Source organism: Salinicola sp. NYA28a, from assembly GCF_976982775.1.
Map to the genome: position 1 here is coordinate 1,975,985 of NZ_OZ334582.1, position 19,616 is coordinate 1,995,600.

Here is a 19,616-nt window from a genome sequence, read left to right on the forward strand (position 1 = left end):
GAGAACGACCGCTCATCGAGCGGCCGTTCTGGTTTTTCTAATGCAGCGTCAACCTATGACGCGTCGCGGTAGGCATCGATCGGCGGACAGCTGCAGATCAGGTTGCGGTCGCCAAAGACGTTGTCGACACGATTGACGGCCGGCCAGTACTTGGCATCGCGCACGGCTTCCGAGGGGAAGACCGCCTGCTCGCGGGAGTAGGGTCGATCCCAGATCTCCTCGGTGATATCCGCCATGGTATGCGGCGCCATCACCAGCGGGTTCGAATCCTTCGGCCATTCGCCGGACTCGATTCGCGCGATCTCCTCACGGATGGCGATCATCGCATCGCAGAAGCGATCGAGTTCGTAGCGGGATTCGGATTCGGTCGGCTCGACCATCAGCGTCCCGGCGACCGGGAAGGACATCGTCGGAGCGTGGAAGCCGTAGTCCATCAGACGCTTGGCGATATCCTCCTCGCTGACACCCGAAGTCGCCTTGAGCGGACGCATGTCTAGGATGCACTCGTGAGCGACCGTGCCGTTGGCGGCCTGGTAGAGCACCGGATAGTGCGGCGCCAGCCGCTTGGCGATGTAGTTGGCATTGAGGATAGCCAGCTCGGTCGCTTCGCGCAGACCACGAGCGCCCATCATCTTGATGTAGGCCCAGGAGATCGGCAGGATCGAAGCGCTACCGAAGGCGGTAGCCGAGACGGCGCCCGAGTTCTTCTCGATGCCTTCCTGCGGGGTCACGACATGGTTGGGCAAGTAGGGGGCCAGATGCGCCTTGACGCCGATCGGGCCCATGCCCGGGCCGCCGCCGCCATGCGGAATGCAGAACGTCTTGTGCAGGTTGAGGTGCGAGACGTCGCCACCGTAGTCCCCGGGACGACACAGACCGACCTGGGCGTTCATGTTGGCACCGTCGATATAGACCTGGCCGCCATTGTCGTGGATGAGCTGACAGGCCTGGCGGACATTCTCCTCGAAGACGCCATGGGTCGACGGATAGGTCAGCATGATCGCGGAAAGATTGTCGCGGTGCTTGGCAGCCTTGGCCTCGAGATCGGCCATGTCGATATTGCCGTCCCGGTCGCATTCGACGACGACGACTTTCATCTGCGCCATGGCGGCGGAGGCGGGGTTGGTACCATGCGCCGAGCTGGGAATCAGACAGATATCGCGATGACCTTCGCCGACAGCGGCCTGGTAGCGACGAATGGCGACCAGCCCAGCATACTCGCCCTGGGCGCCGGAGTTTGGCTGCATCGAGATGTTGTCGTAGCCGGTGATCTCGGTCAGGAAATCGCTGAGCTCGGTGATCATCTGACGATAGCCGGACGTCTGTTCGCTGGGGGCGAACGGATGAATGTTGGCGAATTCGGGCCAGGTGATCGGAATCATTTCGCTGGTGGCGTTCAGCTTCATGGTGCATGAGCCCAGCGGGATCATCGCGTGCGTGAGCGACAGGTCGCGATTTTCCAGCCGCTTGAGATAGCGCAGCATTTCGGTTTCGCTGCGGAAGCGCTGGAAATTGGGATGCTGGAGAAACTCGCTGTCGCGACGGTAGGCGGTCGGAATCCCGCTGGCGCCGCGCTCGACGGCCTCCCGGTCGAGCTCGCTCACCGACAAGCCATGCTCTTCGCCGATCAGCACGTCGAACAGTGCCGCCAGGTCGGCGGCGGTGGTGGTTTCGTTGAGACTCACGCCGACCTCGCCGTCGGCGGGATAACGAAGATTGATCTCGTGGGTCAGGGCGCGTCCCTGGATGCGATGACTGTCCACTCCGGTCAATGTCAGGGTATCGAACCAGCTGTCGTGCTTGAGGGCGATGCCATGGCGTTCGAGGCCCGACGCCAGCAGCGTCGTCAGGCGATGGATGCGGCCGGCGATGGTGCGGAGACCCTCGGCACCGTGGTAGACGGCGTAGAAGCCCGCAATGTTCGCCAGCAGCGCCTGCGCGGTACAGATGTTGGACGTGGCCTTTTCGCGGCGGATATGCTGCTCGCGTGTCTGCATCGCCATGCGCAGCGCCGGGCGTCCACGGCTATCCTTGGAGACACCGATGACGCGGCCCGGCAGCGAACGCTTGAGCGCCTCGCTGGTTGCGAAGAAGGCTGCATGTGGGCCGCCATAGCCCATGGGGACGCCGAAGCGCTGGGAGTTGCCCAGTACGATATCGACGCCCATGGCGCCTGGCTCCTTGAGCATGACCAGGCTCATCAGATCCGCCGCTACGCAAGTCATGATCTGACGCGAGCGCGCCTCGGCAACGATGCCTTCGATGTCACCGATATCGCCGTCGACGCCCGGATATTGCAGCAGGGCGCCGAACACGTCTTCTTCGGCGAGTTGGGCTGCCGGCGCCACGACCAGCTCGAAGCCAAGATAGGCCGCTCGCGTACGCAGGACGTCCAGGGTCTGCGGAAGCACGTTGTCCGCCACGAAAAAGCGCTGGCTCTTGTGCTTCTTGTTCGCACGCCGGCACAGCGCCATCGCCTCGGCAGCTGCCGTCGCTTCATCAAGCAGCGAGGCGTTGGCGATGGCCATGCCGGTCAGGTCCATCACCATCTGCTGGAAATTGAGAAGCCCCTCGAGACGCCCCTGGGCAATTTCCGGCTGGTACGGGGTATAGGCGGTATACCAGCCCGGGTTCTCCAGCACGTTGCGCTGAATCACCGCCGGCAGGTGCGTCGGATAGTAGCCTTGGCCGATATAGCTCTTGAACACCTTGTTCTGCCGTGCCAGCCCCCGCAGGTAGTCCAGCGCCTCCGCCTCTCCGCGCGGGCCATCCAGAGCCAGATCGCCTTCGAGACGAATTCCCTTGGGAATAGCGCGGTCGATCAGCGTCTTCAGCGATGGCATATCGAGCGTCTTGAGCATTTCGCTGATATCGCCGGGCGCAGGGCCATTGTGGCGCTGAAGGAAGTCGGCGTGATTGGTCAGGTCGGTTAACGGTCGAGTCTCGGTGGGCATGATCTATCCGGGGAGGTTGGCAGGGAGAGGGAGTCGACCGTTCGATGGTGCACCACCGAACGGTCATGGCTTGAGGACGCGGGGGGAACCGATCAGCCGTCTTGATCTTCCTCGGCGGCGACCAGTTCAGAGTAGGCCTCGGCCGACATCAGCGATTCCAGATCGCCCTGATCCGCCAATTGCAGCTTGAGTATCCACCCTTCACCGTAAGGGGAGTCGTTGACGGTCTCGGGGCTGTCCTCCAGCGCCTCGTTGACCTCGACGATTTCACCCGCCAGCGGCGAGTAGAGGTCGGAGGCGGCCTTGACCGACTCGATGACGCCGAATTCGTCGCCCGCATCCAGTTCGCGGCCAGCTTCCGGCAATTCGACGAAGACCACGTCACCCAGTGCCTCCTGAGCGTGATCGGTAATGCCGACGGTCACCGTGCCGTCGCCGTTGTCCAGCACCCATTCGTGGCTGTCGGTATAGAGCAGGTTGTTGGGGATTTCGCTCATGAGAGTTTCCTATACGAAACAAATTTCGAGTCGGGTGATTTTGGTGGGCATTATGCATCAATGTGACGTCGATTGGCATAGTCCCACCTGCTTCCCGCTCAATTGAACAGGAATCGCGTTACTAGATTGAGCCCAGATCCGGGAAACGTCCAGTCCTGGAATGGTGTTTCCCGCCTCTTGCGGCGTGGTGGCGACCTCGTGACGAGGGCGCTTGGCCGGGCGCCGGTGACAGCAAGGGCATCGAGGGATGGCATCTGCATTTTTGGCGACTTGGCGCTTCCCGTCGAGATCGGGGTAACGTGTTTCTTATTGGAAACAGAAAGGGCTTTTCGCTAAGGTAGCCAAGGACACGCTGAGGCCCATGGCAAAGAGGAATGAAGGCTTTGGGATCATTGTGGATGCGTAGTGGAATCCTCTATCGTTGCCACGTTTTGGCCATCAATGAGCGTTCATGGCTATCCCGGCACGCTCTGGCCTGTTTGACAGCGACAACAACCCAATAAATGGAGTTCGACGTGGATCAACTCACTACGATATTCAGCGCCATCAACGGCGTGGTCTGGGGCCCGTTGATGCTGATCCTGCTGTTCGGGGTCGGTATCTACTTGCAACTGGGGCTCAAGTTGATGCCCATTCGCAAGCTTGGGCTCGGTTTCAGCTTGCTGTGGGGTGGCCGCCGCAGCGATGCCGACAGTCGTGACGATGGCGAGATATCACCGTTCAACGCGCTGATGACGGCTCTTTCAGCCACGATAGGAACGGGAAACATCGCCGGTGTGGCCACGGCCATTGCGCTCGGTGGCCCCGGGGCGGTGTTCTGGATGTGGCTGACCGCGCTGGTCGGGATGGCAACGAAGTTTGCCGAAGCCGTGCTGGCGGTGCGGTATCGGCAGACCGATTCCCGGGGCGATCATGTCGGTGGGCCGATGTATTACATTCGTAACGGGCTGGGCAAGCGCTGGGCGTGGCTGGGCGGAATGTTCGCCTTCTTCGGCGCCGTGGCGGCTTTCGGTATCGGCAATACCGTGCAGGCCAACTCCGTGGCGGACGCGTTGACGACGTCCTTCGGCGTGCCTGCCTGGTTGACCGGGGTCATCATCATGGCGCTTGCCGGCGCGGTCATTCTGGGCGGCATCAAACGTATATCCAGCGTTGCCGGCAAGCTGGTGCCATTGATGGCCGTGGCTTACTTCGCAGCCGGTGTCGTCGTGCTGATCATCAATGCCGATCAGATCGGTAGCGCCCTGGGCACGATCTTCGCGCACGCATTTCAGCCCATCGCCGCCAGCGGCGGTTTCGCCGGTGCTGCGGTCGCTGCCGCCATTCGCTTCGGTGTGGCGCGAGGGATCTTCTCCAACGAGGCAGGCCTGGGCAGTGCGCCGATCGCGCATGCGGCCGCGCAGACGCGTAACCCGGTCCGTCAGGGGTTGATCGCCATGCTGGGGACGTTCATCGATACGCTGGTCGTGTGCACCATGACCGCGCTGGTCATTCTGACTTCGGCCCACTGGCTGGATGGCGAAAGCGGCGCGGCATTGACCTCGCTGTCTTTCGATAGCGCACTGCCGGGTATCGGCCAGCATATCGTCGCGATCGCGCTGTCGATATTCGCCTTCACGACGATCCTGGGCTGGTCGTTCTACGGCGAGAAGTGTTTTCAGTACCTGTTCGGCGACCGGGCGATTCTGCTCTATCGGATTCTGTTCGTGCTGGCGGTGCCGGTCGGCGCCATGGCAAAGCTGGATTTCATCTGGCTGGTGGCGGACACCTTCAATGCGATGATGGCGATCCCGAACCTGATCGCTCTGGCGCTGTTGTCCCCGGTCGTATTCAAGCTGACTCGCGATCACTTCGCCGGCAAGACCGTTCTGCCGGGAGAGGCGCTGGAAGGCCGTGATCGATAAGCATGACTTTTCTCTCTGCGCTTAACTGGAGACTTCGATGTCTACTATGAAACAGACCCCGCTGTTCGCGCTGCATCAAGAGCTCGGTGGCAAGATGGTGCCGTTCGCCGGCTACAGCATGCCCGTGCAGTATCCGCTGGGCGTCAAGAAGGAGCACGAGCACACACGTCGGGCCTGTGGTCTGTTCGACGTCTCTCACATGGGCCAGGTGAGAGTGACCGGGCCTTCCCCCGCCGCGGCGATGGAAACCCTGGTGACCGCCGATGTCGTGGGGCTGGCCGAAGGCGGGCAGCGCTACGCCCTGTTCACCAACAGCGAAGGCGGCATCCTGGACGACCTGATGATCGTCAATCATGGCGATTCGCTGTACGTGGTTGTCAACGCGGCGTGCAAGGATCAGGACGTTGCGCTGATGCGCACCGGCCTCGGTGCCGGCCATGATGTGGAAGTTCTGGATCGGGGCTTGTTGGCCGTGCAAGGCCCGCAGGCTCGCGACGTCATGCAGCGTCTCTGCCCGGCTGCCTGCGAACTGGTGTTCATGCAGCATGGCCGTTTCGAGGTGATGGGTCATGAGCTATGGATCAGTCGCAGCGGGTACACCGGTGAGGATGGGTTCGAGATTTCGGTACCGGCGGAGGCCACCGAAGCGCTGGCGCGCTGGTTCCTCGATCAGCCGGAAGTCGAGCCGATCGGCCTCGGAGCGCGGGATTCGTTGCGTCTCGAGGCCGGCCTCTGCCTCTACGGTCACGATATCGACACCACGACTACGCCCGTCGAGGCGAGCCTCTCCTGGGCCGTGGGCAAGCCGCGCCGTGTTGGCGGCGAGCGGGAGGCCGGTTTCCCCGGGGCCGATATGGTGCTGCATCAACTGCAAGCCAAGGATCACCGCCGCCGTCGCGTCGGATTGATCGGCGAGGGCCGGGCGCCAGTGCGGGAGGGTGCCAAACTGTTCGACGCGGATGACCACGAGGTCGGGCAGGTCACGTCGGGAAGCTTCGGGCCCAGCATCGGGGCGCCGGTCGCCATGGCCTACGTAGCGATCGAGGCGGCCGAGAAAGGCACGACACTCTATGCCGATGTCCGTGGCAAGCGGTTGCCGATGACTCTCAGCGCGATGCCATTTGTGCCGGCCAACTACTATCGCGGATAATCGACGCAGGATTCAAAGCCGCCGAGTTCCATTTATACCGTTATCTTCATTCGCCTCCCCAAATCAGGGAGGCGTTTTTGTTTCCAGGCAGAGGCGCTGAAGCTGGAAAGCGCGGAGACGCTAAAAAATCCGTCGGAAAGTGAGATTGATACGAACGCCCTCGATCGCTCGTGGGGCCAATGCGTGCTGCCATCTGGCCTGTGCGCCGGGGCCCATTAGTAACAGGCTGCCGTGGGGCAACCAGACGTTGAAGGCGCGGCGAGGTGTGGCCGTCTTCTCCCGAAAGCGAATAGGACGCTCGCTACCCAGCGATACCGAAGCCACGATCGGATCCTCGCCGAGTTCCGGCTCATCGTCGCTATGCCAGCCCATGCGCTGCTCGCCGTTGGCGTAGCGATTCAGCAGCACGCTATTGAAACCGGCCGACGGCATCCCGTGGGCCTGCAGTAGCTGCTGAACCCGATCCTTGAGCTTTTCGACCTGCGGATGCCACGGTTGTGGCTGAAAGGCACGCCCGGAATAGCGATAGTGAGCCTCCTGGTCGCCCATCCAGCACTGGGAGCGCGGAATGACGTGCCGACGCCCGTAGAGCTGAAGGGTTGGAGAGGTCCATTCAATCTGGTGGTCGAGCGCGAAAAGGAGCCGCGAAGCTTCTTCGTCGTCGAGAAAGTTCGGTAGCAGAGCCAGCATCGGCGACTCTTCGATGCGTTGCCAATCGTTGCTATCCGGCTCGGACACGGCAGCGCTACCCGCCCCAGACGAACAGGGCGGCCAGTCCGCTGCCCCAGGCCAGAACGAATCCCAGCAGCGCCCCCACGATGACGTCGCTGACATAGTGCAGGCCCAGCACCACGCGCGAGATCGCGATCAAAACGGCAAGCGGGATCACGATCGGCAGCAGTTGCGGACTGCTCGCGGCGGTCAGGCAGCTGAACATTACCGCGTGCAGGGTATGGCCGCTGGGGAAGCTGTAACGGTCGACCGGAGGCATCGTGCAGCGGATGGTGTCGAAGGTGATATAGGGGCGTTCCCGGCATAGCCGGGTCTTGAGCAGGCGATACACGAGAGCGGCTATGCTAGCCGTCAGCCCCCAGTGTGCCGCGATCAGCCATCCCTGCTGACCCTGCAGGAGAGGTTGCAGCAAGGCGACTGCGACCCAGGCCGGCCAGTCGCCGAGACGGCTGACCAGACGGAATAGCCAGAGGGTCGGCGCGTGGCGCGAGAATTCCGCCAGCCAGTGGCTGAGCCGGCTCTCGGCGCGATCCAGCTGTTCAAACCTGAGACGTTGAGTGCGTGGCGGCATGCTGTGTTCCCTGGACCTGAATGAGATGGGCAAGAAAGCGGTCGCCGATATGGGCCCAACTCAGCCCTGAAGCGCGCTGGCGCGCCTGACGGCCCAGGCGGGCGTAGAGAGCCGGTTGCTGGCAAAGCTCGCTCGCCGCATGGATGAAGCCGTCGCCATCTTCCGGCGAGACCAGCCGTCCATCGACGTCATCGGTGATCAGTTCCTTCGCTGCGGCATGATCGAATGCCACCACGGCGAGTCCGCTTGCCATCGCTTCCGGCACCACGTTGCCGAAGGTTTCCGAGAGCGAAGGAAAGATGAACATGTCCGCGCTGGCGTAATGGCGCGCCAGGGCTTCTCCCTTCTGGAAGCCCGTGAACACGGCGTCGGGCAGTCGCTGGGCAATGTTCTTCCGCGCTGGGCCATCGCCCACCAGCACCTGTACCAGCGACGGGTTGGCCCGCTGCATGGCCGCCATGGTGGTGGCCAGCAGCTCGATATTCTTCTCGCTGGCGAGCCGGCCGACATAAAGCGCCACCGGATCGTGAGGGCTGGCGCCCCATTGGCGTCTCAGTTCCGCATCCCGACGTAAGGGGTGATAGCGTTCGGCGTCCACCCCCCGCGCCAGTACCGAGACGCGCCGGTAGCCTCTGTCTTCCAGGGCCTGACGTTGTGCCACCGTGGGCACCAGCGTCGCATCGCAGCGATTGTGGAAATAGCGCAGACCGCGGCGGGCAATCGGAATGCTCCAGCCGAGGTGATAATTACTGGCGTACTGATCGAAGTTGGTGTGGAATCCGCTGACGACCGGTATCTGCAAGTGTCTCGCCGCATTCAAGGCTGACCAGCCGAGGGGACCTTCGGTGGCGATATAGATAGCGTCGGGGCGCTCCTGGCGCCAGAGCCGCACTAGCCGACGCCGGCACGGCCAGCCGACATGGACGTCGGCATAGATCGGTAGCGACACGCCGCGGACGTGGACATCCCGCTCCGCCAGCGTGTCTCGCTCGCCGCCCGCCGGATCGGGTCGGATCAGCTGCAGCGTGACGCCTTTGGAGACCAGGTGGCTGGCAAGTTGGCTCAGGGTGTGAGCGACGCCGTTGACTTCCGGCGCCCAGGTTTCACTGACCAGGGCTATGCGCATTTTGATGACTCCTTCCACGCCAGCGAAGCTGTCCGGATTCCCGACTTGCCGTCAACCGTAATCGAACGTAATCGATCTGGTTTTCGATCCTGCAGGGTACCGATGACGTCAATGTGTCAAAGTGATGACGAATGCATGACACGCCGATTAGCGTAGCACGCGCGCGGGATCCACGGGCTTTCCGCCATGACGAAGATCGAACAGCAGGTGATAGCGGCTGCTGCCGCTTTCCTGGCCGATGTCGCATAGCGGTGCCCCGCTGGAGACGGAGTCTCCTTCGGAGACCATCAGCTTGTCGCAGAAGGCGTAGACGCTCTGCATGTTGTCGGCATGGTGGAGGATGACCACCTGACCCAGTTGGCGCATGCCGCTGGCAAACCGCACCTTGCCCGGCGCGGTGGCCTTGGCGACCGCCGGGGAGGGTGTCGTCAGCATCATGGGCTGCAGGGTGCCGTGGGCGTCACGGCCAAAACGACGCTCGACGGCGTAGTTCGCCAATGGCCATTGCCATTGGCGCGCCGAAGAGGGAAGCGGGCCGGGATCCGGAAGCGAGCGCGAGGCTGCCGGCGCTGACGCGGCACGACTGCCACCGCTGCCGCTCGAACCGCCGCCGAGCGGTACCTGGATCAACTGTCCGACGGCCAGCCGAGAGGGATCGATACCGGTGTTGGCAGCCTGTACGCGCTGCGGGTTGGCACCGAAATAGCGGGCAATCGAATAGAGCGAATCGCCGCGCCTCACCTGATAACGGTAGGGGCCACCGCCCGGCGCACGTTCCTGCCGTGATGGCAGCATCAGACGTTGACCGATCGCCAGCCGCCGTGAGTCCACGCCGGGATTGAAGCGCTGCAGGCGAAGTAGCGGGATCCCGGCCTGATCGGCGATCTTGCCCAGGGTGTCCCCGCGCTGCACCGTCACCCAGCCGCCTCCGTCGGAGATGCTGACTCCGCCGCCGCTCGCGCAACCGCCGAGCAGCAGAATCAGTCCCAGCAGTAGGAGGAGAGCGCCGCGTCTTTTTCCTGCCACCTTGCGTTCAACCATGTGTAGAAACGTTCCTTGTAATGGGCATCGTCGTAGCTTCCCTCCAGCATCCAGTCCGGCCTGTCGAGACGTTTCGCGATCATCGCGATGTCCTGCTCGCGGCCGCAGAGGAAATCCCAGAAATTGGGCGTGCCACGACGGTAATGCAGCGTTACGTCGATGATGCCGTCCAGGCGCGATCCCAACAGCCCGATGACCTGGGCAACCCCGCCGGCCTTGGGTCGCAGCAGATGCCGATAGGGGCTTTGCTGCCGGCGTTGCTTCTCCAGCGTGAATCGGGTCCCCTCGACGAAGTTGTAGATCGTCATCGGCATCTCCCGGGCATGCTCGCACATCCGTTGCGTCGCTCGACGGTCCCGTTCGGCCAGCCCGGGATGGAGAGCGAGCTTTTCACGGCTGTAGCGACGCATGAACGGAAATTCGAGGGCCCACCAGGCCAGGCCGACGATGGGAACCAGGATCAACTCTCGTTTGAGGAAGAACTTCGGCATGGCCAGTCGGCCGGTCAATACGTAGAGCATGACGATGATGTCGGTCCAGCTCTGATGGTTGGCCATGACCAGCCACCACTGATTCGGCGAGAGGGACTCGGGAATGTCGGCTCGAATCCGCGGGTGAATCCAGTAACGGATCCAGACGTTGTTGGTTCTCACCCAGGCGAGAGCGACCCAGTGCAGTCCGCCGAGTACCCGTAGGCGCCAGCGCCGAATCGGTGTTGCCAGTTTTACTGCCGTCAGCACGATCAGGGGCATGCCCCAGAAAAGCGTATTGATAAGCAGCAACAGGACGCTGATGCACCCTTTCAGGGTCGACATGCCATTCTCCATCAATGACTTGGCTCAATGTTACTGGAATGTCCTCAGACTGCACAGCGCGCCGACCTTCGGTTCATGGTCGGGGAAAGATGCGGGTGGGCGATGACGTGTCTCGAGGCAAAGACTGGGTTTTGCCATTGTCGAAAAACTGACCAATTTAAGGTCAGCATGGATAGGGAGGACGACCGTTGCTATCCGTCACCGGAAATGCACAGCGTTATCCACAGAAGATGTGAATAATTCATGCCAGTGTCTGCTGGTCGCGGATATCGCTGAATCTCGGCAAGATCGCCTCTAAATTGATAAACTGCCGCCGTTTTCGCCTCCGTTCACTGTGAGGTGTCGTTCATCGACCCGGATCGGCGCCATTCGTCGAACGGATTCCTCAACCGCTGCTGTCTGGAGAACTCTGTTGCGTTCACTCCCCGCGACTCTACCGATTCTGTTTCTTTGCGAAATCAGCTTCCTTCTCGGGCACGGGTTGATCATGACGCTGCTGGGCGTGCGCATGTCGCTGGAGGCGTTCCCGTCGCAGATGGCGGGTCTGCTCATGTCCTGCTTTTCGCTCGGTTTTGTCGCCGGCAGCTACTGGCTGGAAAAGCGCATACGTAGCGTGGGCCACATTCGTGTGTTCGCCGCCTGTGCAGCGTTGCTGGCGGCCACGGCCATCCTGCACGGGCTATGGGTCGATCCATGGGCTTGGCTGGTCTGGCGACTGTTCGGCGGTGCGGCGACAGCGGGGCTGCTGATGGTGATGGAGTCCTGGGTATCCGGCGAGTCGACCAACGAAAATCGGGGGCGGGTGCTGGGATGGTATCTGGTGATCTCGACACTGTCGCTGGCGGGTGGCCAGTGGATGCTCAACATGGCCGACCCCGGCACGTTCGTGCTGTTTTCGGTGGCCGGTATCCTGTTCGCGTTGTCACTGGTGCCGCTGTCGATTCACCGTATCCAAGGTCCGTTACGCAGTAGTCACGACGTATCGGCTAAGATCTCGATGCGGACGTTAATGGCGCGCGCACCGGTCGGTCTGGTCGGCGCTTTTGTGGCGGGGTTGATGGTGCAGGCCTTCTTCGCCATGACGCCGTACTACGGCCAGGAGATCGGGCTGACCACCGCGCAGACGGCAAAGTTCATGTCGATCACGACCCTGGTGGCTCTCATTGCCCAATGGACGCTTGGGCGTATTTCGGACCGCTTCGATCGTCGTAAGGTCATTTTGTGCATGGCGCTGGTGATGACCATCTCGGGCATTCTGATCGTGTTTGCCGCACGCTCGAGCTATTGGCTGCTGGTTTTCGTGGCCAGCTTCCACACCGCGATGCTGCATACCCTCTACTCGCTGAGCTTGGCGCACACCCACGACTGGCTGGAGCCCGAGGAGACGATCCAGGCCAATGCCAAAATCCTGATGTGCTACGGGGTAGGCTCGATCGTCGGTCCGTTCAGCGCGTCCCTGTTGATGCAAGGGATGGGGCCGGACGGCCTCTGGCTGTTCCTGGGCGCAGCGGCATTGGGCCTGGCTCTGTTCATCGTCTATCGGTTGTGGCGCCGCGAACCGGTCATGGCGCCCGAGGAGCAGGAGCCTTACACCCCGTTGGTGCCAATGGTGGAATCGACGCACTACATCAACGAACTGGACCCCCGGCACGGACCTTATCAGTATGAGCTGGATCTGGAAGGCGAGCCGGACCTGTCGCTCGACGAGTCATCGTCTCAGCCGACGTGACGAGGGCGACGGAAGAGAAGGCGCGGGTTCGGCTGCGGTCATGTCGACCCGACGACAACCGGTAAACGTAACGGAAAAACATCCCACGAACGACAAAAAGCCGGCTCGCGCCGGCTTTTTTGGATCTTCGCTTTCGCCTGTCTCGATCAGGCGTTTTCCGGCATCAATGCCTTGTCCTGCACGTACTGGTCGAATTCGGTGAAGCCGCCAATATGCGTTTGATCGACAAAGATCTGTGGCACGGTTTCCACCGGCTTGCCGATCGTCTTTTCCATGTCGGCCTTGGTGATGCCTTCAGCGTGGATGTCGATATAACGGTAATCGAAGTCTTCGCGAGCTTCCTTCAGCTTTTCGGCCAGATCTTTGGCGCGAACGCAAAACGGGCAACCGGGACGGCCGAAAATGACGGTCAGCATCGGTGATTCTCCTGTATCGGATTATGAAAAGGCCTGAAAACGAGATGGGGGTTATTCTTTCGTATTAAACCCCGTCGGCCCAATAGAGTCTCTCTACGTACATCATTGCGCGCCACTATAAGCTTCATGGTGCCCGCCACCATGAAGATCGTCAGGGTAGATGATATCTTCAACAATGCCGGCACGGAGTCATGGCTGAGCAGCGGGATTAGGGTGCGAGAGGGCGCCCCGCATCGGCATCACGCAGCAGGTCCCCTAGCGCGCCGTGAATATCGGGAGCGCTGACCAGCAGGTTCTCGCCGTAGAGCTCGACGGGGAGTCCATCCGGACATTCGTAGAGGTGGCTCGTGCTGGCGCCGGCCTCCCGCGCGATGAGCAGCCCGGCGGCGAAGTCCCACGGAGAGACGCTTTCATAGTAGGCATCCAGCTGGCCGCAGCCGACATGGCAGAGGTCGAGGGCTGCGGAGCCGTTACGCCGCACGTCGCGGCAGGCATGGACGACGTGGTTGAGACGCCTGATCAGCGGGCCACGCTTGTCGCGGGCGTACGGAAAACCCGTCGCGACCAGACTTCGCTCCAGTGTGGTCGGTCGACTGCAGTGCATCGATTCCTCGTTGAGCTGCGCCCCCTGGCCGCGCGTGGCGGTGAAGGTTTCGCCGAGGAACGGTGCGTGAACCACACCGAGCTGAACTTCCCCATCCACTGCCCAGGCGATCGATACGGCAACGTGAGCGTGCCCATAGGCAAAGTTGACGGTGCCATCGATGGGATCGACGACCCAGAGCGGGCCGCGCTGCTCGAGCTGACTGCGATCCGGCGCCAGCTCTTCGGTCAGCCTGGCTTCGCCGGGGAAGAGGGCTTCGAGTTCGTCGGCGATCATCTGATCGACGGCCACATCCACCTCGGTCACCAGTTCGTCTCCCCCTTTGTAATCGTGGGAAAAGTTCTGCTTCTGACGCGCCTGGACGATCATGTCGCCAGCCCGGCGGGCGATGCGGATCATCTGCTCGAGGCGTTGGGGGTGATTCACGTTGGGCTCCTGTCGTGAAGGGAAGGTGAGTCGTCAGTGTCTTACCGGACGTTTCTGCAGTTTACGTTGCAGGGTGCGGCGGTGCATGCCCAGCGCTCGGGCCGTGGCCGAGATATTGCCGTCGTGTTCATGCAGGACCTTCTGGATATGCTCCCAGGTCACGCGGTTGACCGATGGAGGGTTGTCGGCGATTTCCACATCGACATCGCCGCTTTCGCGCTCCAGCGACAGCAGGATCTCGTCCGCGTCGGCGGGCTTGCAAAGATAGTTGACTGCGCCCAGTTTCATCGCTTCCACGGCAGTAGCGATGCTCGAGTAACCGGTCAGCACGACGATGCGACACGCCGGAGCCACCTCCAGTAGCGCGGGCAGCAGTTTCAGGCCGGAGTCGGACTCCAGCTTGAGGTCCAGCGTCGCCAGCGCGGGCGGTGCTTCCCGCGCTGCCGCGAGAGCTTGGTCGTGGGTATGAGCGACGACCACGTCGTAGCCACGGCGGCGCATGGCGCGCTCCATGACGAAACAGAGCTGTTCGTCGTCGTCGACGATCAGCAGACGTTCCTGCTGATTCGTCCGTTCCTGTTCACTCATCGCTGACTCCTCATCGGTGGATGGCGGACCGAAGTGGCATCACAGGCTATCGCCAGCCTTGACGCGGGGAAGCTTGACCTCGGTCAACGTACCGCCTTCTTCATGGTTGTAGAGACTGACGCCGCCGCCGAATCGGTTGACGGTGGCGTGAGTCAGAAACAGGCCGATGCCCATGCCCTTGCTCTTGGTCGAGATGAAGGTGTCGCCCAGCTGATCCGCGATCGACATCGGCACGCCCGGGCCGTGATCGCGGATATCGATGACCACCTCTTCGGCATCCCAGTCGAGACTGGTCACGATGGCATCAGGGCTGGCATCGGCCGCGTTATTGAGCAAGTTGATCAATGCCTGCTCCAGTGTCGCGTCCACGGCAATGCTGGGTTGCCCCCGCTTGCCGAGCACTTCCAGCCGGTGATGGACGTCCGGTCGCAGTACCAGCCAGCGCTGGATCAAATTCTCGAGCCAGGGGGTTGCCCGGCGTATCTCGGGCTTTTCTAGGCGGCGGCGGTCGGCATTGGCGACGAGAGTCTGCAGGCGCTGCTTGCAGGTATCGACCTGCTTGCGCAGCATGTCGATATCCTCGATCAATGCCGGCTGCTCACTGGCTTCGTGGCGCATCTCATTGAGCAGCACCGCCATCGTCGAGAGCGGCGAACCAAGCTCGTGGGCGGTACCTGCGGCCTGGGTGGCCACCGCCAGGATCTGCTCGTTGCGCAATGCCGCTTCACGGGTGCGAGACAGCGTCATGTCGCGGCGGCGCAGCGTATGCGCCATCTTGAAAATGAAGAACGTCAGCAGGCTGCCGGACAGAATGAAGTTCAGCCACATGCCCAGGGTGTGTAGTTGCACACCAAAGACGATGGTGCTGTTGGTCAACTGTGGGACCGGCTGGTAGACCAGCATCATCGTGGTGTAGCTGGCGGTGGCTGCCATGGCAATGATCCAGGCATAGAGCCAGGGAAGCGTGGCGGCGGCGATGCCCAGTGGAACCAGCAGATAGGTGATGAAAGGATTGGTCGAGCCGCCAGTGTAGTAAAACAGCAGACTCAGTCCGGCAATGTCGACCAGCCAGTGCAGCAGATATTCGGTATCGGTAACCGCCCGGGGTCTGCCAAGGCGCCACCATGTCGCGACGTTGAACAATCCCATGGCGACGATGACGCTGATGACCGGCAGCACATGCAGCTGGAATCCCAGTACTTCGATACCGAAAATGATCGCGGCGAGAAAGCCGGTCCAGGTGATACCGCGGACGATCGTCAAGCGAACCAGGTTGCGGTTCGGCGTTGAGAGCGGAAGCGGCTGCAGCATGGTCTCTCCGGAGTCGAGTCGGCGATCGATTGACGGGGCGGGGCGGCTGACTCGATATCGCTGCCCAAGCCTGCCTTATGGTAACGCATGCCGAGGGGCGGCGTGAGTGTGTTCAGGCCGTCGAGAGGGAGAAAGAGGGGCGCCCGTTTGTCGCAGGCAGGTCTAGCCGGCGAGGAGGTGCCGGCTGGTCAGGATTCGTCGACCAGCAACGGCTGAGAGGATGGTTTACCGCTGTCAATGAGAGGAAGTGGTGGCATCCGTCTGGCGGCAATGAACGTCATAGACCACGCTGCCGTCGGTCATGCGCAAGCTCTGTACCGCATCGTCGGGGTTGTTGTGTGGCGCCAGACCGGCAACGATGCCTATCGACGGTGCGTCCGGAGAAGCCTGAGGGGAATCCATCGTTACGGTATCGCCCTCGCGGAGCGGTTTGTCGTCGGCGTCATGCCCTAGGATTGGCTTCATCTCGGAGTCTCTGCGCAGGAAGTCTTGGGAATGTCTCGGCGTGGATGCCGGGGCTTTTCACAATCAGGCTAACACGCCGCCATGCTTCTAACCTGTCGAGAAAAGGCGGCTTAATAGCGCTTTTTTTAGTGCTGTAAGATGAGATTAAGCGCTTTTTGAACTCAGGAAGTCTGGCATCGAGGCGGCTACAACTCTTGCGGCTCAACGCGTACAATCGCCGCCATCTTCGAGTCCCCGCGAACTCTGCACCATCGATCGGTGCCGTGTGAGTCGCCTTCAGTCAGTGAAACCACTCATGTCAGATTCTCAGCTTGCGCAGGAAGCGGCCCTTCGCCGCACTTTTGCCATCATCAGTCACCCGGACGCGGGCAAGACCACGATTACCGAAAAAATGCTGCTGTTCGGGAACGCCATTCAGCTCGCCGGTTCGGTCAAGAGCAAGCGGGCCGAGCGCCACGCGACTTCCGACTGGATGAAAATGGAGCAGGAGCGGGGCATCTCGGTCACTACCTCGGTGATGCAGTTTCCCTACAACGGGCGCATCGTCAACCTGCTCGACACGCCTGGCCACGAGGATTTCTCCGAAGATACCTATCGCACCCTCACCGCCGTGGACTCTGCCTTGATGGTCATCGATGCCGCCAAGGGCGTCGAGGACCGTACCATCAAGCTGATGGAGGTCTGCCGGCTGCGAACCACGCCGATCCTGACCTTCATCAACAAGATGGATCGGGAGACGCGCGATCCGATCGAGGTAATGGACGAGATCGAGACGGTCCTCAACATGCAGTGTGCCCCGATGACCTGGCCGATCGGCATGGGCCGACAGTTCAAGGGCGTCTATCACCTCTATGACGATGTGATCCATCTCTACACCCAGGGGCAGGGCAATCGGATTCCGGAAGACAAGCGCATCGAAGGGCTGGACAGCGAAGAGGTCGACCGGGTACTCGGCGAGAGCGCGGCGGAAGAACTGCGCATGGAGGTCGAGCTGGTCCGTGGCGCATCCCACCCCTTCGACCTGGAAGCCTATCGTCGCGGGGAGCTGTCTCCGGTCTATTTCGGTACCGCGATGGGCAACTTCGGCGTGCGCGAAATGCTCAACGGCTTCGTCGAATTCGCGCCGACGCCCCAGGCGCGGGAGACCGATACCCGTGAAGTGGTGGCCGACGATGGGCGTTTTTCCGGCTTCGTTTTCAAGATCCAGGCCAACATGGATCCCAAGCACCGGGACCGGGTGGCGTTTCTGCGCATCTGCTCCGGCAAGTACGAACGCAACATGAAGATGCGCCACGTGCGTATCGGCAAGGACGTCAAGATCGCGGACGCGTTGACGTTCATGGCGTCCGATCGGTCTCACGTCGAAGAGGCCTGGCCCGGCGATATCATCGGTCTGCACAATCACGGCACGATCCAGATCGGGGATACCTTCACGGCCGGCGAGGACATGCGCTTCCTCGGGATCCCGCACTTTGCCCCGGAACTGTTCCGCCGCGTCCGGCTCCGTGACCCGCTCAAGATGAAGGCGCTGCAGAAAGGGCTCCAGCAGCTCTCCGAGGAGGGCGCGACGCAGGTCTTCCTGCCGCTGGACAATAACGACCTGATCGTCGGTGCGGTTGGCACGTTGCAGTTCGATGTGGTCGCGCACCGGCTCAAGGAAGAGTACAAGGTCGACTGCATTTATGAGCCCGTCAATGTCAATACGGCGCGCTGGATCTACAGCAAGGATGCCAAGAAGCTCGACGAGTTCAAGCGAAAGGCCAGCACTAACCTGGCCCTGGATGGCGGGGACTACCTGACCTATCTGGCGCCGACCCGAGTCAACCTGCAGATGACCCAGGAACGCTGGCCGGAAATCGAGTTCAGGGCCACCCGCGAGCACTGAACCCGCTGTCGTCCGACAGGAGCGGTCGCGTCGATCTTGCCGCTCCGTAGTGCTTGCGCCATGCTGACGAAGTTCACTCCATGCGTCAGAAGGCGCCGTTGGTTTGTGCTCGGCTATTCGGTCGACCAGAAAAAGGAGAATGACGATGGCTTCCAAATTCTTGAAAGAGTTTCGAGAGTTTGCCGTCAAGGGTAACGTCGTCGATATGGCGGTGGGCATCATCATCGGTGGTGCGTTCACGTTGATTGTGCAGAGCCTGGTGAAGAATATCTTCAATCCGGTGCTCGGGTTGCTCATCGGTGGCGTCGACTTCGCGAATTTCTTCGTCGTGCTCAAGGAAGGCGGCATACCGGGACCATATGCGACGTTGTCGGCTGCGCAGGAGGCCGGCGCCGTCACGCTGGACTACGGGCTGTTCCTGAATGCGGTGATCAGTTTCGTCATCGTTGCCTTCGTCGTCTTCCTGCTGGTACGCACCATCAATCGCTTGAAGCGCGAGGAGGCGGTCGCTCCCCAGGCGCCGTCGGACAAGGCGTGCCCGCACTGTTTCATGACGATACCCATCAAAGCGACCAAGTGCGGCCACTGCACGGCCGATCTTCCACCGGAAAATGGCATTGCGAGCTGATCGATGCTGTTCGACGCTCACTGTCATCTGGATTTCGACCGTTTCGACGCCGACCGCGAGGCCGCTTTTGACCGCGCCCATGCGGCCGGCGTTTCGCGTTTCATGGTGCCGGGAACGACGCGCCAGCGCTGGAACCACGTGCTCGAGCTGAGCCGACGCGATGACGTCGTCGCGTCGCTGGGGCTGCATCCCTATTTCACCGACGAGCATGCCGACAGCGATCTGGAAGCGCTGGCGGATGAAATCGGGCGTCACGAATCTCTGGTCGGTATCGGTGAATGCGGCATCGATGCCAGATTCGAGGATACGCTGGAGCAGCAGTGGTCGCTGTTCGAGGCGCAGCTTCAACTGGCCAAACGGCATCGGCTACCCATCATCATTCACTGCGTCCATGCCGACGACCAGGTGGCCAAGCGGCTCAGGCAGCTCGATCTGCCGGCACGGGGATTGATTCATGCTTTCGGAGGTAGCCCGCAGCAGGCCGGGAGATTTCTGGATCTCGGCTATAGTCTCGGGTTGGGAGGCGCGGTGACTTACGATCGGGCTAAACGACTGCATCGGGCGGTGCAGTCGATTCCCGACGACGGCTTCGTGCTGGAAAGCGACAGCCCGGACATGCCGCTATCCGGGCGCCAGGGGCAACGTAACGAACCTGTCCACCTGATGGAGACAGCCGAGTCGGTTGCCCGTCTGCGAGGCCAGACACGGGAATCTGTGATCGCCAACGCCTGGGTCAACACGCACCGGCTGTTCGGTCTCGATGCTGACGGGTGA

18 protein-coding genes are annotated in these 19,616 nt (G+C 61.6%); 6 read left to right on the top strand and 12 right to left on the bottom strand.

What is annotated here, in order from left to right; genetic code table 11:
* Nucleotides 1-53: 53 nt before the first annotated feature.
* Nucleotides 54-2,954: an aminomethyl-transferring glycine dehydrogenase gene (gene gcvP, locus ACWHY3_RS08940; protein WP_448128066.1), complete on the bottom strand. Its 2,901-nt coding sequence runs from the start codon at nt 2,952-2,954 to the stop codon at nt 54-56.
* Nucleotides 2,955-3,046: 92 nt separating this feature from the next.
* Entirely contained in the window at nt 3,047-3,451 is a 405-nt protein-coding gene (gene gcvH / locus ACWHY3_RS08945; protein ID WP_087719689.1) for a glycine cleavage system protein GcvH, read from the bottom strand.
* A gap of 515 nt (nt 3,452-3,966) precedes the next feature.
* Between gcvH and ACWHY3_RS08950 the strand changes: the two genes are divergently transcribed.
* Complete coding sequence (locus ACWHY3_RS08950) at nt 3,967-5,355, top strand: alanine/glycine:cation symporter family protein (protein ID WP_448128067.1); 1,389 nt, start codon at nt 3,967-3,969, stop codon at nt 5,353-5,355.
* A 37-nt stretch (nt 5,356-5,392) separates the two neighbouring features.
* Nucleotides 5,393-6,505 carry a glycine cleavage system aminomethyltransferase GcvT gene (gcvT, locus tag ACWHY3_RS08955; protein WP_448128068.1) on the top strand — a complete coding sequence of 371 codons (1,113 nt, stop codon included), beginning with the start codon at nt 5,393-5,395 and terminating at the stop codon, nt 6,503-6,505.
* Nucleotides 6,506-6,625: 120 nt separating this feature from the next.
* Here the strand turns inward: gcvT and ACWHY3_RS08960 are convergent, their stop codons facing one another.
* The 5 genes from ACWHY3_RS08960 to ACWHY3_RS08980 all read right to left on the bottom strand — a co-directional run bounded on the left by ACWHY3_RS08960 (nt 6,626) and on the right by ACWHY3_RS08980 (nt 10,790).
* Nucleotides 6,626-7,195: an alpha-ketoglutarate-dependent dioxygenase AlkB family protein gene (locus ACWHY3_RS08960; RefSeq protein WP_448128069.1), complete on the bottom strand. Its 570-nt coding sequence runs from the start codon at nt 7,193-7,195 to the stop codon at nt 6,626-6,628.
* Between the two features lie 55 nt (nt 7,196-7,250).
* Nucleotides 7,251-7,808, bottom strand: coding sequence for a phosphatase PAP2 family protein (locus ACWHY3_RS08965; RefSeq protein ID WP_448128070.1), 558 nt, complete (start codon nt 7,806-7,808; stop codon nt 7,251-7,253).
* Complete coding sequence (locus tag ACWHY3_RS08970) at nt 7,777-8,934, bottom strand: glycosyltransferase family 4 protein (RefSeq protein WP_303854370.1); 1,158 nt, start codon at nt 8,932-8,934, stop codon at nt 7,777-7,779. Before ACWHY3_RS08970 ends, ACWHY3_RS08965 begins: the two co-directional genes overlap by 32 nt.
* 147 nt (nt 8,935-9,081) lie before the next feature.
* Complete coding sequence (locus ACWHY3_RS08975; RefSeq protein ID WP_448128071.1) at nt 9,082-9,975, bottom strand: LysM peptidoglycan-binding domain-containing protein; 894 nt, start codon at nt 9,973-9,975, stop codon at nt 9,082-9,084.
* Nucleotides 9,915-10,790 carry an acyltransferase gene (locus ACWHY3_RS08980; RefSeq protein ID WP_448128072.1) on the bottom strand — a complete coding sequence of 292 codons (876 nt, stop codon included), beginning with the start codon at nt 10,788-10,790 and terminating at the stop codon, nt 9,915-9,917. The genes ACWHY3_RS08975 and ACWHY3_RS08980 overlap by 61 nt, the downstream gene beginning before the upstream one ends.
* Nucleotides 10,791-11,202: 412 nt before the next feature.
* Between ACWHY3_RS08980 and ACWHY3_RS08985 the strand changes: the two genes are divergently transcribed.
* The gene (locus ACWHY3_RS08985; protein ID WP_303854367.1) at nt 11,203-12,519 is read left to right on the top strand and encodes an MFS transporter; all 1,317 of its coding nucleotides are present in this window, start codon (nt 11,203-11,205) and stop codon (nt 12,517-12,519) included.
* Between the two features lie 146 nt (nt 12,520-12,665).
* Here the strand turns inward: ACWHY3_RS08985 and ACWHY3_RS08990 are convergent, their stop codons facing one another.
* The 5 genes from ACWHY3_RS08990 to ACWHY3_RS09010 all read right to left on the bottom strand — a co-directional run bounded on the left by ACWHY3_RS08990 (nt 12,666) and on the right by ACWHY3_RS09010 (nt 16,329).
* On the bottom strand, nt 12,666-12,935 hold the full coding sequence (locus tag ACWHY3_RS08990) for a GrxA family glutaredoxin (RefSeq protein ID WP_303854366.1): 270 nt from the start codon (nt 12,933-12,935) through the stop codon (nt 12,666-12,668).
* Nucleotides 12,936-13,143: 208 nt separating this feature from the next.
* Nucleotides 13,144-13,965, bottom strand: a complete 822-nt coding sequence (locus ACWHY3_RS08995) for an inositol monophosphatase family protein (protein WP_256961286.1) — start codon at nt 13,963-13,965, stop codon at nt 13,144-13,146.
* A 33-nt stretch (nt 13,966-13,998) separates the two neighbouring features.
* Complete coding sequence (locus ACWHY3_RS09000) at nt 13,999-14,553, bottom strand: response regulator transcription factor (RefSeq protein ID WP_087719697.1); 555 nt, start codon at nt 14,551-14,553, stop codon at nt 13,999-14,001.
* A gap of 39 nt (nt 14,554-14,592) precedes the next feature.
* Nucleotides 14,593-15,864, bottom strand: coding sequence for an ATP-binding protein (locus ACWHY3_RS09005; protein ID WP_087719698.1), 1,272 nt, complete (start codon nt 15,862-15,864; stop codon nt 14,593-14,595).
* Nucleotides 15,865-16,098: 234 nt separating this feature from the next.
* Nucleotides 16,099-16,329, bottom strand: a complete 231-nt coding sequence (locus ACWHY3_RS09010) for a hypothetical protein (protein ID WP_143543281.1) — start codon at nt 16,327-16,329, stop codon at nt 16,099-16,101.
* 295 nt (nt 16,330-16,624) lie between these two features.
* Between ACWHY3_RS09010 and ACWHY3_RS09015 the strand changes: the two genes are divergently transcribed.
* From ACWHY3_RS09015 to ACWHY3_RS09025, 3 genes are all read left to right on the top strand, one after another.
* Nucleotides 16,625-18,214, top strand: coding sequence for a peptide chain release factor 3 (locus tag ACWHY3_RS09015; protein ID WP_087719700.1), 1,590 nt, complete (start codon nt 16,625-16,627; stop codon nt 18,212-18,214).
* 145 nt (nt 18,215-18,359) lie between these two features.
* Nucleotides 18,360-18,842 carry a large-conductance mechanosensitive channel protein MscL gene (gene mscL / locus ACWHY3_RS09020; RefSeq protein WP_087719701.1) on the top strand — a complete coding sequence of 161 codons (483 nt, stop codon included), beginning with the start codon at nt 18,360-18,362 and terminating at the stop codon, nt 18,840-18,842.
* A gap of 3 nt (nt 18,843-18,845) precedes the next feature.
* Nucleotides 18,846-19,616, top strand: a complete 771-nt coding sequence (locus ACWHY3_RS09025) for a TatD family hydrolase (protein ID WP_087719702.1) — start codon at nt 18,846-18,848, stop codon at nt 19,614-19,616.